Genomic DNA, 14,080 nt, shown 5'->3' on the forward strand with positions numbered 1-14,080 from the left:
ACCATGTCGAATATTGAAGCGCTTCCCACAGAGACGCGTACGCCGCCGAGCGAGTACGAAAGTCTCGTGGCGATTGGAACGAACGCGCTCGATGCCATTCCTGGCGCCGTGTACGTCTGCGATCGCGCAGGCTGGCTGGTCCGGTATAACAGCGAGGCGGCGGCCATGTGGGGGCGAGTGCCGATGCTGGGGGAGGGTGGTGACCGCTTCTGCGGTTCTTATCGCCTTTTCCTGCCCGACGGTACCCCGCTTGCGTTGGAAGACTGCCCGATGGCGACGTCCCTGGAAACGGGTCTACCGACGCGCAACCAGGAAGTGATCATCGAACGTCCGGACGGGGCGCGGTTCGTGGCACTGGTGAACATCCGGGCCCTGAAGGACTCGCAAGGAGGCATCCAGGGCGCGATCAACTGTTTCCAGGATGTCTCGGCCCACCATGCCGTGGCCGAAGAGCTTCGACACAAGAACGCCGACCTCGAAGATTTTTTCGAGAACAGCGCGGTGGGCCTGCACATCGTCAGTGGCGAGGGCATCATTCTACGCGCCAACAAGGCCGAGCTGACCCTGCTGGGCTATTCGGCAAAAGAATATATCGGCCGCAACATCACCGAGTTTCATGTCGACGAGCCCGTCATCTGCGACATTCTGGGCAAGTTGAGCAGCGGCGAATGCCTGGAAAACTATCCGGCGCGCTTGAGGGCCAAGGACGGCTCGATCAAGCATGTCTCGATCACTTCCAACGGGCGCTTCGAACAGGGCAAGCTCTTCAATACGCGCTGCTTCACGGTGGACATGACCTGTGTCCACACGGCCGAAACCGCACGCAAGGAGAGCGACGACAGGCTGTCGGCGACGTACGAAGCGGCGACGATCGGCATCGCCGAGGCCAGCGCGGACGGACGCCTGCTGCGGGTGAACGACGCCCTTTGCAATATGCTCGGTCGGTCGCGCGAAGAACTGTTGCAAATGACTTTCCTGGATTACACCCACTCCGACAGCACCGACGAGGATGCTGCCTTGTATGCGCGCCAAGTGGCCGGCGAGCTGGACAACTACGTGCTGCGCAAGCGCGCTTTCAAGCCTGACGGCGAGACCGTGTACCTGGACATCCACAGCTCATCGGTCAGGGACGCCGACGGGGTATTTTGCTATGGCGTGCGCGTGCTCCAGGATGTCACCTTGGCGCGACGGATGGAGAACCAGATTCGCGAAAGCGAGCGGCACATGCGCAATCTGCTCGAAGCATTGCCCGCAGCGGTCTACACCACCGACGCCGACGGCCGTATCAACTTCTTCAACCGTGCGGCGGTCGAACTATCAGGTCGCACGCCTCGGTTGGGCGACCTCTGGTGCGTGACCTGGAAACTGTTCACCACCGACGGGAACCCGCTGCCCCACGACCAGTGTCCGATGGCGGTCGCCTTGAAGGAAAACCGACCGATACGCGGTGTCGAGGCGATAGCAGAACGGCCCGATGGCACCCGCGTACCGTTCACCCCGTATCCCACGCCGCTGCACGATGCCGAAGGCAACTTGGTGGGCGCCATCAACATGCTGGTGGATATTACCGAGCGAAAGCAGGCGGAAGACCGGCAGAAGACACTGATCGACGAACTCAATCACCGGGTCAAGAACACCCTAGCCACCGTGCAATCCCTGGCAGCCCAAACGGCGCGCAACGCCCAGGACGCCAAGGACGGCTACACCCGGTTCGAGGCGCGTCTTCTCGCCTTGTCCCGAGCCCACAACCTGCTGACGAGGCGGCATTGGGGCCATACACCCCTCGCTTCCCTGGCGCAGGAAGTGCTCACCCCGATATTCGGAGCCGAGCCCGGTCGGATCACCATCGCGGGCGATGCCATCGATGTCGATACGCGAATCGCGCTTGGCCTGACGATGACCCTCAATGAGCTGGCGATCAATGCCCTCAAATACGGCGCAATGTCCGTCGAGACCGGCAGGCTTTCGGTGAACTGGAACGTCCAGCCGCAACCGAACGGAACCTTGCTGACGGTGGATTGGCGCGAGCAGGGTGGACCGCTGGTGCTCCAGCCGGAGCGCGAGGGGCTCGGTTCCCGTTTGATGAAGCGTTGCATCGAGCGTGACCTTGGCGGGATATTCGTGCTCACCTTTGCTCCTGAGGGCGTTCTTTGTCGCTTCTCGTTTATGGTCGCTGAGAACCACGCATGACCCTGTTTGCGGGTATCAGGGTGCTCCTTGTCGAAGACGAAGGCACAGTCGCCATGTTGATCGAGGAAATGCTCGAAGAGCTGGGGTGCACCGTGGTGGCGTCCGTTCCACGGCTCGCCGTGGCCCGGGAAATGGCAGACACGGCGCAGATTGACTTGGCGATCCTGGACGTCAACCTGGCCGGTGAGCGGGTTTTTCCCGTTGCAGAAATACTGCGTAAACGCGATATTCCTTTCCTGTTCAGTACCGGATACGGTGCTAGCGGTGTGCCTGGCGAATTTGCCGGATACCCGGTTTTGCATAAACCATTTTCAGAAAGCGAATTGCAGCAGAAGATAGCGCTGACGCTAAAAAGTTAAAGTACCTTCCAAGGAGCGACCATGAGCTTGCACGGCCAATACGATCCGCAGAATATTTTTGCGCTTATCCTTCGCGGCGAAGCCCCTTGCTACAAGATCTACGAAGACGCGGATGTGTTGGCTTTCCTCGACCTCTTCCCTCAGTCGCGCGGTCACGTACTGGTCATTCCCAAGGCGGCCCAGGCCCGGAATATCCTGGAGGTCGACCCCGCGGTGCTGGGGAAGCTGATGTCAGCGGTGCAGCGCCTCACCCGCGTCATCGTCGACGAGTTGCAGCCGGACGGTGTGCAGATCGCCCAGTTCAATGGCGCGCCAGCGGGGCAGACGGTCTACCACATCCATGTGCACATCATTCCACGCTGGGAAGGCCAGGCGCCTGGCGCCCATGGGCAGGGGAAAGCTGATCCCCAGGAGCTCGAGCAATTGCAGGCGCGGTTGGTGGAGCGTATTCGTTCTGAGGGGTGATGCGCGGGCCTACGGATCGAATCGCTACAGCAGCGGAACATACACAACAGTCTGTCATTGATCCTGCGGTGTCTCGGGATAGACAGTCAGGTAGTGGAAAACCAATGGCTGGTCCCGCAGTTCCTCGCCGCTCCCGGGAAGCCAGTCGCGGTAGATCGGATAGATCGTTTCGCCGATGTGATCGGGAGACCCCGCGTGGCGCACCACGGCATAAGGGAAACAGGCACGCCCCCGAATGCCGTGAATTGGCGATGGAAGTGGAACGCCGGGAAGTTCGCCACGTGACTCAACGTCTTCACCGAAAGATCGCCTTCAAGATTGGCCTCGATATAGGCCAGTACGGCGTCGAAGCGTTTGGTGTAAGCGCAGTCGTTAGGTAGCTCAGGCATGGATACGGCTCTTGGAGGTGTGGTCGACATAACCATCGACTATACGCGGCGAGCCTGCCTAGCCGCGTTTGCTCAAACAGCGTCACGTCTTCGGTTATTTGGATTTATGTGATACCGATATAGGTCCTATGCCATTGGCACGGTTTATCGATCAATCACGCGCGCGTAGTTTGCTTCTCTGCGATATTAATCGAGAGGCAAGCCAGATGCCCCAGCGTTTGACTCCACCATCAGCGGTCGACGACGTGTTCAAGAGTGGAGCGCTACGTCCTGTGCGGATGAGTGGATCGTAGCGCTCTACGCATTACATGTTTTGTGACGGTGAGTCACCACCAAGGTGGGGCATCCAGTGATGCATTGAAATCTAGGGATTTTAAATAATCAAGTAGAGCCACATCTCTAACCAATATCATTCCTTCGTGACCTATTGTACATGCTTGCCATTCAGGATTTTCGGGGCTATAGATACATAGACTGTCACAGTTGTTTACTATGAGGTTTTTTTCTTGTGCGATGTTATTTATTACTGCATCGGTTGCCCGAAGCCGCGGAGTGCAGCTTGCGATAAAGTCATTTGCGTAATTTGTAGCTGGTACCGCATTTACGGTGGTTGATTTATAAATACTGACGCCTAATATGGTGTCGATGGTCGACTCCGGATACAGCCAGGCAACCAAATCAAAAGGTGCCTGGCTTGCCAGTGCAGAGATCAAGTCTAATTGCCTCTCGAAGCTATTTTCTTCAATGTAAATCATTTGGGTACCTCTGGTTTCGCTTCGGGGATTTGGTTCTAGTTGGATGTATTAACACTCTCTTGGTATACCCTCCATTGGGTCAGGTAGGCGCTCAGGATTTATTTTATCCAATATTTCAGGGGAGAGCGGGATTAGCATGGAAGGAATTCTTAAATTCCAATTGAACTTGTTATTTATCTTGTCTTTTATTTTTTTTGGTGGCTCTTTACCGTGTCTGATTGAACCATCCCTGTTTACAGCATTTTCCCGAGGGTTGGATTTATCTCCCCAATGCACATGCTCCTTGCCACCATTGTGCGATTCCACCCCGCTGCCTAGGTCTGGCTTGGCAAGGCCATATGAGTCAAAAAAGCTAATCGGATTTCCTTCCACGTATCCATAGGTGTTTAGCCCACCCGCCAACCCAATCGGATCGCTCTGCATGTAGCGTCCAGTTTTCGGGTCGTAATCACGAAAATAGTTATAGTGGAGTCCAGTCTCGACATCGTAGTACTGGCCGGGAAAACGCAGATTGATTTCCAGTTGCCCGCTGGCTTTCTTTGTACCGAATGCATCGGAAACCCATTCCCATACCTTGGTTCGCGCAGCGTTCGTCGCGATTCGCGGTGTGTTGAGGTGGTCGCTATGGAGGTAGAACGCGGTGCTGTTTGCTGGCGCGCCCGTTGCACCGTAGCTCACACTGATCCCGCCCAAGGGCACCCCTTCGAGCCAGATATAAAACTGACTTCTCAGCTTCTTGCCTTGGTTATCGAACAGGTGCTCGCCAAGAAGTTCGCCACTCAACCCGTAGATAAATGTTGTAGTGCCTTGAGAGGTGATTTTTTTGGTTCGTTGGCCGAGAGCGTTGTAGCGGAACCTAGCCTTGACAGCACCCTTGATTTTCACTTTGCTCAGGCGATTCTGCTCGTCGTAGGAAAACTGACGATTGGCGCGGTCTGCGGTCAGGTTGCCTGCCGCGTCGAAGTCTACCGAGTGGGTGCCTGCCTGCGTCAACTGATTGTTGCTCGCCCCATACTGATAAGACGTGCCAGCGGTCACACGCAACTCGCCGTCAATCAGGGTGCTGAATGCTTTTCGGGTGCGGTTTCCCGCCGGATCATAAACGTAAGTCATCTGGTTGAAAGCAGTAGATTCTCCTACCAGGCGATCCAGCGGGTCATAGCTGTAGCCATGGGCGTCGACTGAGTCGCGTTGCAATTGAGTCATATTTCCCTGGGCGTCGTAGGTATAGGTCTCGCTCTGGCCTGCGACGGTTTGAGCGGTCAGCTGATAGTCCAGATCATAGGTGCGTTGAAGCGTAGTCCCGTTGGCCCAGGTCAGGCTTTTAAGCGGACCGAAAGGTTGATACGTGATGTTACTGGCGAACGCGGTCGGCTGCCCCGTGCCCTGCCGAATTTGTACTTGGCTGATTTGTCCTGTGGTGTCACGCGAGTAGACGATGCTGAAACCTGTTGGATAATCGATCCTGCTCAACCGATTGGCGACATCGTATCCATAGCCGATTTGTTCTGGCTGAGTCGCTGTGTTTGCGGGCGCTGTTTGCCGCTGGGCTGTAACGTTGCCTTGGTCGTCGTAGGTGTAATTCAGTACACCGTTGAGGTCCACCAAAGCTGTCAGTCGGCCGATGCCTTTGTTACCTGCGGCAACTGAATCGTAGTGGAATTGAACATCCAGTGCCGGGTTCGTCGGATAGCGGCGGGCGGTCAAGCGATTGAGCGCATCGTAGCTAAAAGTCGTGACCACACCACGCGCGTCCACCTGTTGCGTTACGTTGCCTGCGGCATCGTACTGATAGGTGCTGCTGCCGCTGTCAGGGCTGTTCAAACGTGTCAGATTACCGAGGCCGTCGTATTGATATTGAGTGGTCGCACCACGTGGGTCGCGGACTTGCGTGAGGTTGTCTTGAGCGTCGTACTCAAGTTGAGTGATGCCATTCAGCGGGTCAGTATTGGTCACCAATCGGTTCAGTGGGTCAAAGGCCCGTTGATGGCTGTGATTGCGGGGGGTGGTCAGCGCGATCGGATTATCGTTGAGGTCGTACTGTGTCCGGCTTGTCTGGCCGGTAGCCCCCACTGAGCGCAGCAAATGACCCAGTTCGTCATACACCCATTGATGTTGTTTGGTCAGATGACCGGTCTTGTCCTTGATTCGTACCGCAGTTCGGTTCCCCATCGGATCGAGATCAAATACGATCTGTTCCCCTGCGTTATTGGTCACTCGAATGAGCCGCCTTGCCTCGTCCCAGGTGTAAGTCGACCAGCTATTGTCTGCGCTAACGATCTTGGTGATGTCGCCCACGGCATTGTATTCAAGGCGAACATTGCCGGTAGCGGTACTCAACGACCTCACCCAGCCTTGTGGTGAATAGGTCAGGTTTGTAATAACCCCATTGGAGTCGACAACTGTCTCAGGGTTGCCGGTGGTGTCAAAGTTGGAAAACGTGGTGGTGTGCCCGAGCGCGTTGATAATGCGCGCCAGACGCCCTTTTGGATCGTATTCGTAGCGGGTAATGTCACTTACATCTGTTCGGGGCCCATCTGACAATTCCAGCAGCCCCTGGGTATTGTAGGTGAACGACCAGCCACGTTCGGCAGCTTGGCAAAGAGGAAGGGTGGTAATGGTTCCGCCCAAAGCGAGAGCGAACAGAGCCACCTTGCATGTCAATATGTTCATATTCAGATCCTTCTGAATTAACGTGAAATGATTGTTTTACTGAGCTGGCGCCCTTGAGTGTCGTAGGTGTATTGAATGGAGCGATCCGGTTCGTTGATGCGCACTGGGGAATACAGCGTCGGGTGCCATTCGGTGGTGATCGTTCTTGCTTGAGAAGTGCCGCTCGCTTCCGTGCGAGAGGTTTCCAGGCCACGGTCGTTGTAGAGATAGGTGGTTATATTGCCATTGTTGTCTGTTTTTGTTGTCAGCAGACCGCGGGTGTCGTAGGTGAAAGTTGAGTTGCTATCGGGCCGGTTGACCGATGGAAGACCTGTAATGGATTTGATGCGTTTGATGCCTTGAATCAATTCAAATTGATAGTGCGTCTGCTTGCCCAACGCGTTAGTGACATTGGACGATCCATCACTGTTGTAACTGACCAGGACCTTTTCAGCTCCAGCAGCGTGCTCACTTGAAATGGCGCGTCCTTGTTCATCATAGGTCCATGTGGCGTAACGCACCCCGCGTTCATCGATAATGCCGGTCAGCAATCTGCTGTTGTTGGGGTCTTGATAGAGGTATTGTTTGTTTTCAGTGTGGTTGGGATGGTTTATGGTCATGGAAGTAAGTTGTTTGTGATCATTATAGGTGTAGCTAATGTTTACGTTGTCCGCTGTGACGGTAAGAGGTTGTTTTAACGTGTCCTCGGTAAATTTTAAGGTGTTACCAAAACCATCAGTGACGGTCGCAATATTGTCTAAATAGGTAATGCTCAGCGTGCTACCTGATTTAATAAGCGCAATTAACCTTCCGTTGCTATCAAATTCAAGTGAGCGATTATTGCGGGCGTGATAGCTCCAACGGTCCGACTGATAGACGAGCGTTCCTGTTTCGGGTGGCCTAGCCTCATAAGACGTTCCCTTTTTTTCAAAAAACGATCGACTGCCATTCAGGTGAATAAGTGTGATCAAGTTTTCTTCGAGGCTGAGCCAAGATGAATAACTGTGCCGCCATACCCCATCAACGCTTCTGTAGAATCTTGAAAAATCGAGTGGATTTGCGCTTGGGTGTGCATGTGCAGTTGAGTAATCGTTTTCTGTTTGTATTTTGTAACCTGTTGCGAAATTTATCGGGTTTCCCGCCAGGCTCATGGGGCAGCCACTGTCGACGCCTTGAGTCTCGCATTGGTCTGAGGTCTTATTGAATTGTTGGTTTTCGCTGCATGTGTTGCCGCTGCGGAGAATGGATACAGCGCCATAAGAATCGTTTAAGGAATCCTTGCCATATATCATGTGGCAATGCCAGATGTGATCGTCCTCCGTTGCCACCGGTGGTGTGTAATTCCAGATTTCTTCGTACTCTTCATGTAGCCATTTACAAGCCAATTCGGGTGAGGGCTGTCGTTTTTGAAGATGTTCCGGGAACTGTTGAATCGTCCAATAGTATTCTTCTGCCAACGCTTGGAGGTTTACTGCAAGTGATAAAAGCAGTAATGAGTACGTAAAAAGCTGTTTGCATAGCATTCCAGGGTTCCTTCTGGTGTCAGGTTGTTGTCCTCCTGGATGATGGCGAGATGGAACGCTGTAAAACGATAGATATATATTGTGTTTGTAACCTTATGTGGTGATCCAGCAAAGCACTCGCCACGCTGGCAGTCAGGAAAACGGCCGATAGCCACTGATAGCTGTGGATCGCCTACACTCACTTGTGCATTTGCCTTTCGTGGATGCAGGACAACTTCTCACGCTTGGTCGCTTTCAGAACACGTTTCGTCGTCCACGTGCAATCGCCACCCCCCGGGCGTGGCAAGCTGTGAAGATGCCCCGGACCTAGTGCACCAAAGACACCCGGCCGGAGAGCTAGAATGGCGATCGGATTTGCCACGCTACCGTGACGTGGGCCGCACGCCGCCGCCAAGACTCCGAACGACTACCGCCACGCGGCGCTGCCGTTCGAGATGCCGAGGTACGTTTATGCCTGATGAGACGCTTCACCTGCCTCTGATCCACAGCGTGCTGGCGCGCGAGAAGGACACCCCCGGTGCCTTGTTGCCCATCCTTCATGCCATCCAGGAAGGTTGCGGGTACGTGCCCGACGCCGCCGTCCCGGAAATCGCCCATGCCCTGAACCTCAGCCAGGCTGAAGTGCGCGGGGTGATCAGCTTCTACCATGACTTTCGCACCACGCCACCTGCGCGCCATACGCTGCGCCTGTGCCGGGCCGAGTCGTGCCAGAGCATGGGGGCCGAGGGCTTGGCTGCCCAATTACGCGAGCAACTGTCGCTGGATGATCACGGCACCAGCGCCGACGGAGCCATCAGCTTGCGGCCGGTCTACTGCCTGGGTGCCTGCGTCTGCTCGCCGGCCTTGGAGTTGGACGGCGAGTTGCACGCACGACTGACCCCTGAACGCCTGCGCCAACTGGTCAATGGCTGCCTGGAGGATGGTCCATGCTGACCCTCTGCATTCCCCGTGATTCAGTGGCCCGTGCCGTCGGCGCGGACAAAGTGGCTGAGGCGCTGGTCCATGAGGCCGGGCGTCGTCAATTGCCGCTTCAGGTGCGGCGTACCAGTTCCCGAGGCCTTTATTGGCTGGAGCCGTTGGTGGAGCTCGAGACGCCCGAAGGGCGCTTGGGTTTTGGCCCGCTCACCGCACAAGACGTGCCGGGCCTGCTCGATGCGCTCGCCCACGACCCAGGCAGCCATCCATCAGCGTTGGGGCTGGTGGAAAACATTCCCTACCTGAAAAGCCAGCAACGCCTGCTGTTTGCCCGTGCCGGCATCACCCAACCCTTGTCCCTGGACGACTACCGCGCCCAAGGTGGGTTCCTCGGCCTGGCTCGGTCGATCCAGATGGACGGCGCCGAGGTTGTTGCCAATGTGCTGGACTCCGGTTTGCGCGGTCGCGGTGGTGCGGCGTTCCCGGCGGGCATCAAGTGGCGCACCGTGCGCGACGCCCAAGGCCCGCAGAAATACGTGGTGTGCAACGCCGACGAGGGCGACTCCGGGACCTTCGCCGACCGCATGTTGATGGAAGGCGATCCCTTGCTGCTGATCGAAGGCATGGTCATCGCCGGGATCGCCGTCGGCGCGACGATGGGCTACATCTACGTACGCTCCGAATACCCGGACGCCATCAGCACATTGAATCAAGCCCTGCACATCGCCCGCGAGGCCGGTTACCTGGGCGCGGACGTGGGCGGCAGCGGTTGCGCCTTCGACATTGACGTCCGGGTGGGCGCCGGCGCCTACATCTGCGGCGAGGAAACGGCGCTGCTGGAATCCCTCGAAGGCAAGCGCGGCATGGTCCGCGCCAAGCCGCCGCTGCCAGCGTTACAGGGCCTGTTCGGCTTGCCGACCCTGGTCCATAACGTCGTGACCCTGGCCTCCGTGCCGGTGATCCTGGAGAAGGGCGCGCAGTTCTATCGCGACTTCGGCATGGGTCGCTCGCTGGGCACCATGCCGTTCCAGCTGGCCGGCAATATTCGTCGCGGCGGCCTGGTGGAGCGCGCGTTCGGCCTGAGCCTGCGCGAGTTGGTGGAAGAGTACGGCGGCGGCACCGCCAGCGGGCGTCCGCTGAAGGCCGCGCAAGTCGGCGGACCGCTGGGCGCCTGGGTGCCTCCGGCGCAGTTCGATACACCGCTGGACTATGAAGCGTTCGCGGCCATGGGCGCGATGCTCGGCCACGGTGGCGTGGTGGTCGCCGACGACAGCCTCGACATGGCCCGGATGGCCCGGTTCGCCTTGCAGTTCTGCGCCGAGGAATCCTGCGGCAAATGCACGCCGTGTCGCATTGGTTCAACCCGTGGTGTCGAGGTGGTGGATCGCTTGATTGCCAGCACCGATGCCAACGCCCGTCAGGAACAGGCGGCGTTGCTGCAAGACCTTTGCGACACCCTGCAATACGGCTCGCTCTGTGCCCTCGGTGGGATGACGTCCTACCCCGTCGCCAGCGCCCTCAAGTACTTCCCCGCCGACTTCGGTCTGGCGACCACGGAGGCCGACCAATGATTACCATCTTCGACCCAGCCAGCGACATCGACCTGGGCACCCCGGCTCGCGAAAGCGACGTGCAAGTCAGCCTGACCATCGATGGTCGCGAAATCAATGTGCCTTCCGGCACCTCGGTGATGCGCGCGGCGGCCTTGCTCGGCACCACCATCCCCAAGCTGTGCGCTACCGACAGCATGGAAGCCTTCGGCTCCTGCCGCATGTGCCTGGTCGAGATTGACGGCATGCGCGGTTATCCGGCCTCATGCACCACGCCCGTGACCGAGGGCATGGTGGTGCGCACCCAGACCTCCAAGCTCGCCACGCTGCGCCGCAATGTGATGGAGCTGTACATTTCCGATCACCCGCTGGACTGCCTGACGTGCCCGGCCAACGGCAACTGCGAATTGCAAACGGTGGCGGGGCAGGTGGGCCTGCGCGAGGTGCGCTATGGCTACGAAGGCGCCAATCACTTGGCCGAAGCCAAGGACGTGTCCAACCCTTATTTCGATTACGACCCGAGCAAATGCATCGTCTGCAGTCGCTGCGTGCGCGCCTGCGAGGAAATCCAGGGCACCTTCGCCCTGACCATCACCGGGCGTGGTTTCGATTCCCGGGTGGAAGCGGCCGGCGGCGACAACTTCCTCGATTCCGAATGCGTCTCCTGCGGCGCTTGCGTCCAGGCCTGCCCGACGGCCACGCTGATCGACAAGAGCGTGGTGGAGATCGGCCAGCCGGAACGCAGCGTCGTCACCACCTGCGCCTATTGCGGCGTGGGCTGCTCGTTCCGCGCCGAGATGAAAGGCGAACAACTGGTGCGCATGGTCCCGGACAAGAACGGCCAGGCCAACCACGGCCATTCGTGCGTCAAGGGCCGCTTTGCCTGGGGCTACGCGACTCACCCGGACCGCATCACCAAGCCGATGATCCGCAAGCACATCAGCGACCCGTGGCAGGAAGTGAGCTGGGAAGAGGCGGTCACCTATGCCGCCAGCGAGTTGCGGCGGATCCAGCTCAAGTACGGCCGCGATTCCATCGGCGGCATCACCTCCAGCCGCTGCACCAACGAAGAAACCTACCTGGTGCAGAAACTGGTGCGCACGGCGTTCGGCAACAACAACGTCGACACCTGCGCCCGGGTCTGCCATTCGCCGACCGGTTACGGCCTCAAGCAAACGCTGGGCGAATCCGCCGGCACGCAGAACTTCGACTCGGTGATGAAAGCCGACGTGATCATGGTGATGGGCGCCAACCCCACCGACGCTCACCCGGTGTTCGGCTCCCAGCTCAAGCGTCGCTTGCGCCAGGGCGCGCGGCTGATCGTTATCGACCCACGGCGCATCGACCTGGTGGATTCACCCCACGCTCGTGCCGAACTGCATTTGCAGCTGCGTCCGGGCACCAACGTGGCGATGCTTAATGCGCTGGCCCACGTGATCGTCACTGAAGGCCTGGTTGACGAGCCTTTCGTAAAAGAGCGTTGCGAGGCGACAGATTTTGCCCGTTGGCGCGATTTCGTCAGCCTGCCAGAGAACGCGCCCGAGATCCTCGGCCCGGTCTGCGGCGTGCCTGCTGCCCAGATCCGCGCCGCCGCGCGGCTCTACGCCACCGGGGGTAACGCGGCCATCTACTACGGCCTCGGCGTCACCGAACACAGTCAGGGCAGCACCTCGGTGATGGGCATCGCCAACCTGGCCATGGTTACCGGCAACATCGGTCGCGAGGGCGTCGGCGTCAACCCGCTGCGTGGGCAGAACAACGTCCAGGGTTCCTGCGACATGGGCTCGTTCCCCCATGAGCTGCCCGGATACCGACACATTTCCAACGAAGCGGTGCGCGCCCAGTTCGAACAAGCCTGGAACGTCACCCTGCAACCCGACCCGGGCCTGCGCATCCCGAACATGTTCGAGGCGGCGCTGGACGGCACCTTCAAGGCGCTTTACTGCCAGGGCGAGGACATCGCCCAGAGCGACCCCAACACCCAGCATGTGACCGCGGCCTTGACTGCCCTGGAATGCGTGATCGTCCAGGACATCTTCCTCAACGAAACAGCGAAGTTCGCCCACGTGTTTTTGCCGGGCAGCTCGTTCCTGGAAAAGGACGGCACCTTCACCAACGCCGAGCGCCGCATCTCGCGGGTCCGCAAAGTGATGGATCCGCTGGCCGGCAAGGCCGACTGGGAAGCCACCATCGCCCTGGCCGATGCCCTCGGCTACAAGATGCACTACAACCATCCTTCGGAAATCATGGACGAGATCGCCCGCCTGACGCCGACGTTCAGCCGCGTCAGCTACGCCGAACTGGAACGCCATGGCAGCCTGCAATGGCCATGCAACGATGCCGCGCCGGACGGCACGCCGACCATGCACATCGACGAGTTCGTGCGCGGCAAAGGGCGCTTCATGCTCACCGGCTACGTGCCCACCGAAGAGAAGGTCAACGGCCGCTATCCGCTGCTGCTGACCACCGGCCGGATCCTCAGCCAATACAACGTCGGCGCCCAGACCCGGCGCACCGAGAACGTGGCCTGGCATGAAGAGGATCGCCTGGAAATCCATCCGACCGATGCCGAGAACCGCGGGATTGTCGACGAAGACTGGGTCGGTATCGGCAGCCGCGCCGGGCAGACGGTGCTGCGCGCGAAGGTGACCGAGCGGGTCGCGCCGGGGGTGGTTTATACGACCTTCCACTTCCCTGAATCCGGGGCCAATGTGATCACCACCGACAACTCCGACTGGGCCACCAATTGTCCGGAATACAAGGTCACGGCGGTGGAAATCGTGCGGGTCAGCCAGCCTTCGGAATGGCAGAAGCGTTACCAGGCGTTCAGTGATGAACAAGGCCGCTTGCTGAAGGAACGTCGCCATGCCGAAAAAGCCGAGGTGCGCCGATGAGCTCGCAGAACCTGATCAAGATGGCCAACGAGATCGCTCGGTATTTCGCCACGGAGCCTGATCAGGCGTTGGCGGTGAGTGGGGTTCGACAGCACATCAAGAATTTCTGGACGCCGGGGATGCGCCGGGATCTCGGGGCGTGGCAGGAAAAACATCCGGATGCGGTGTTGCATCCGTTGGTGTTGGCGGCGTTGGAGGAGCCGGAGGGGGTTACCTGACTTCTTTTTGATCGAGTACATATCCGTTTCTGCGGTGATGGCGGCTAATGGTTTCGCTTTTACAGCGACTCACTTTTATGAAGCGTAAAAGTAAGCAAATGTATGGTCAGCCTACCTTTTGCTACTCAGTCACGATGAACGGTAAATCAGGCTTGCGCTAATGTATCCGG

At 58.2% G+C, this 14,080-nt stretch carries 10 protein-coding genes and 1 pseudogene; 7 read left to right on the forward strand and 4 right to left on the reverse strand.

From position 1 onward, the window contains the following. The first annotated feature begins 3 nt into the window (after positions 1-3). The 3 genes from HU762_RS18260 to HU762_RS18270 are packed head-to-tail and all read left to right on the forward strand — an operon-like array spanning position 4 to position 3,014. Entirely contained in the window at positions 4-2,190 is a 2,187-nt protein-coding gene (locus HU762_RS18260; RefSeq protein ID WP_186639357.1) for a PAS domain S-box protein, read from the forward strand. Beyond that, positions 2,187-2,549, forward strand: coding sequence for a response regulator (locus HU762_RS18265; protein WP_186639358.1), 363 nt, complete (start codon positions 2,187-2,189; stop codon positions 2,547-2,549). Before HU762_RS18260 ends, HU762_RS18265 begins: the two co-directional genes overlap by 4 nt. A gap of 21 nt (positions 2,550-2,570) precedes the next feature. Next, entirely contained in the window at positions 2,571-3,014 is a 444-nt protein-coding gene (locus HU762_RS18270) for an HIT family protein (protein WP_186639360.1), read from the forward strand. A gap of 54 nt (positions 3,015-3,068) precedes the next feature. Here HU762_RS18270 and HU762_RS18275 read toward each other — a convergent pair. From HU762_RS18275 to HU762_RS18290, 4 genes and pseudogenes are all read right to left on the reverse strand, one after another. Continuing rightward, a pseudogene (locus tag HU762_RS18275) lies at positions 3,069-3,403 on the reverse strand (GyrI-like domain-containing protein). A 326-nt stretch (positions 3,404-3,729) separates the two neighbouring features. Next, positions 3,730-4,158, reverse strand: coding sequence for a hypothetical protein (locus HU762_RS18280; RefSeq protein ID WP_186639361.1), 429 nt, complete (start codon positions 4,156-4,158; stop codon positions 3,730-3,732). A 48-nt stretch (positions 4,159-4,206) separates the two neighbouring features. Beyond that, a complete protein-coding gene (locus HU762_RS18285) occupies positions 4,207-6,831 on the reverse strand; it encodes an RHS repeat-associated core domain-containing protein (protein WP_186639363.1) in 2,625 nt (874 codons plus the stop codon). Between the two features lie 17 nt (positions 6,832-6,848). After that, positions 6,849-8,333 (reverse strand): DUF6531 domain-containing protein, encoded by a 1,485-nt coding sequence (locus tag HU762_RS18290; protein ID WP_186639364.1) that lies wholly within the window; start codon positions 8,331-8,333, stop codon positions 6,849-6,851. Between the two features lie 450 nt (positions 8,334-8,783). Between HU762_RS18290 and HU762_RS18295 the strand changes: the two genes are divergently transcribed. The 4 genes from HU762_RS18295 to HU762_RS18310 are packed head-to-tail and all read left to right on the forward strand — an operon-like array spanning position 8,784 to position 13,910. Further along, positions 8,784-9,266 (forward strand): formate dehydrogenase subunit gamma, encoded by a 483-nt coding sequence (locus HU762_RS18295; RefSeq protein ID WP_030138762.1) that lies wholly within the window; start codon positions 8,784-8,786, stop codon positions 9,264-9,266. After that, the gene (locus tag HU762_RS18300; RefSeq protein WP_186639366.1) at positions 9,260-10,819 is read left to right on the forward strand and encodes an NADH-quinone oxidoreductase subunit NuoF; all 1,560 of its coding nucleotides are present in this window, start codon (positions 9,260-9,262) and stop codon (positions 10,817-10,819) included. The genes HU762_RS18295 and HU762_RS18300 overlap by 7 nt, the downstream gene beginning before the upstream one ends. Next, positions 10,816-13,692 carry a formate dehydrogenase subunit alpha gene (gene fdhF, locus HU762_RS18305; protein ID WP_186639368.1) on the forward strand — a complete coding sequence of 959 codons (2,877 nt, stop codon included), beginning with the start codon at positions 10,816-10,818 and terminating at the stop codon, positions 13,690-13,692. Before HU762_RS18300 ends, fdhF begins: the two co-directional genes overlap by 4 nt. Further along, a complete protein-coding gene (locus tag HU762_RS18310; RefSeq protein WP_186639370.1) occupies positions 13,689-13,910 on the forward strand; it encodes a formate dehydrogenase subunit delta in 222 nt (73 codons plus the stop codon). Before fdhF ends, HU762_RS18310 begins: the two co-directional genes overlap by 4 nt. Positions 13,911-14,080: the final 170 nt, after the last annotated feature.

Source organism: Pseudomonas sp. SWRI92, assembly GCF_014268685.1.
Classification (GTDB): Bacteria; Pseudomonadota; Gammaproteobacteria; order Pseudomonadales; family Pseudomonadaceae; genus Aquipseudomonas; species Aquipseudomonas marvdashtae.

Coding starts and splice junctions, on each gene's coding strand:
- HU762_RS18260 (WP_186639357.1), top strand. CDS start 4: ATGTCGAATATTGAAGCGCTTCCCACAGAGACGCGTACGCCGCCGAGC.
- HU762_RS18265 (WP_186639358.1), top strand. CDS start 2,187: ATGACCCTGTTTGCGGGTATCAGGGTGCTCCTTGTCGAAGACGAAGGC.
- HU762_RS18270 (WP_186639360.1), top strand. CDS start 2,571: ATGAGCTTGCACGGCCAATACGATCCGCAGAATATTTTTGCGCTTATC.
- HU762_RS18280 (WP_186639361.1), bottom strand. CDS start 4,158: ATGATTTACATTGAAGAAAATAGCTTCGAGAGGCAATTAGACTTGATC.
- HU762_RS18285 (WP_186639363.1), bottom strand. CDS start 6,831: ATGAACATATTGACATGCAAGGTGGCTCTGTTCGCTCTCGCTTTGGGC.
- HU762_RS18290 (WP_186639364.1), bottom strand. CDS start 8,333: ATGCTATGCAAACAGCTTTTTACGTACTCATTACTGCTTTTATCACTT.
- HU762_RS18295 (WP_030138762.1), top strand. CDS start 8,784: ATGCCTGATGAGACGCTTCACCTGCCTCTGATCCACAGCGTGCTGGCG.
- HU762_RS18300 (WP_186639366.1), top strand. CDS start 9,260: ATGCTGACCCTCTGCATTCCCCGTGATTCAGTGGCCCGTGCCGTCGGC.
- fdhF (WP_186639368.1), top strand. CDS start 10,816: ATGATTACCATCTTCGACCCAGCCAGCGACATCGACCTGGGCACCCCG.
- HU762_RS18310 (WP_186639370.1), top strand. CDS start 13,689: ATGAGCTCGCAGAACCTGATCAAGATGGCCAACGAGATCGCTCGGTAT.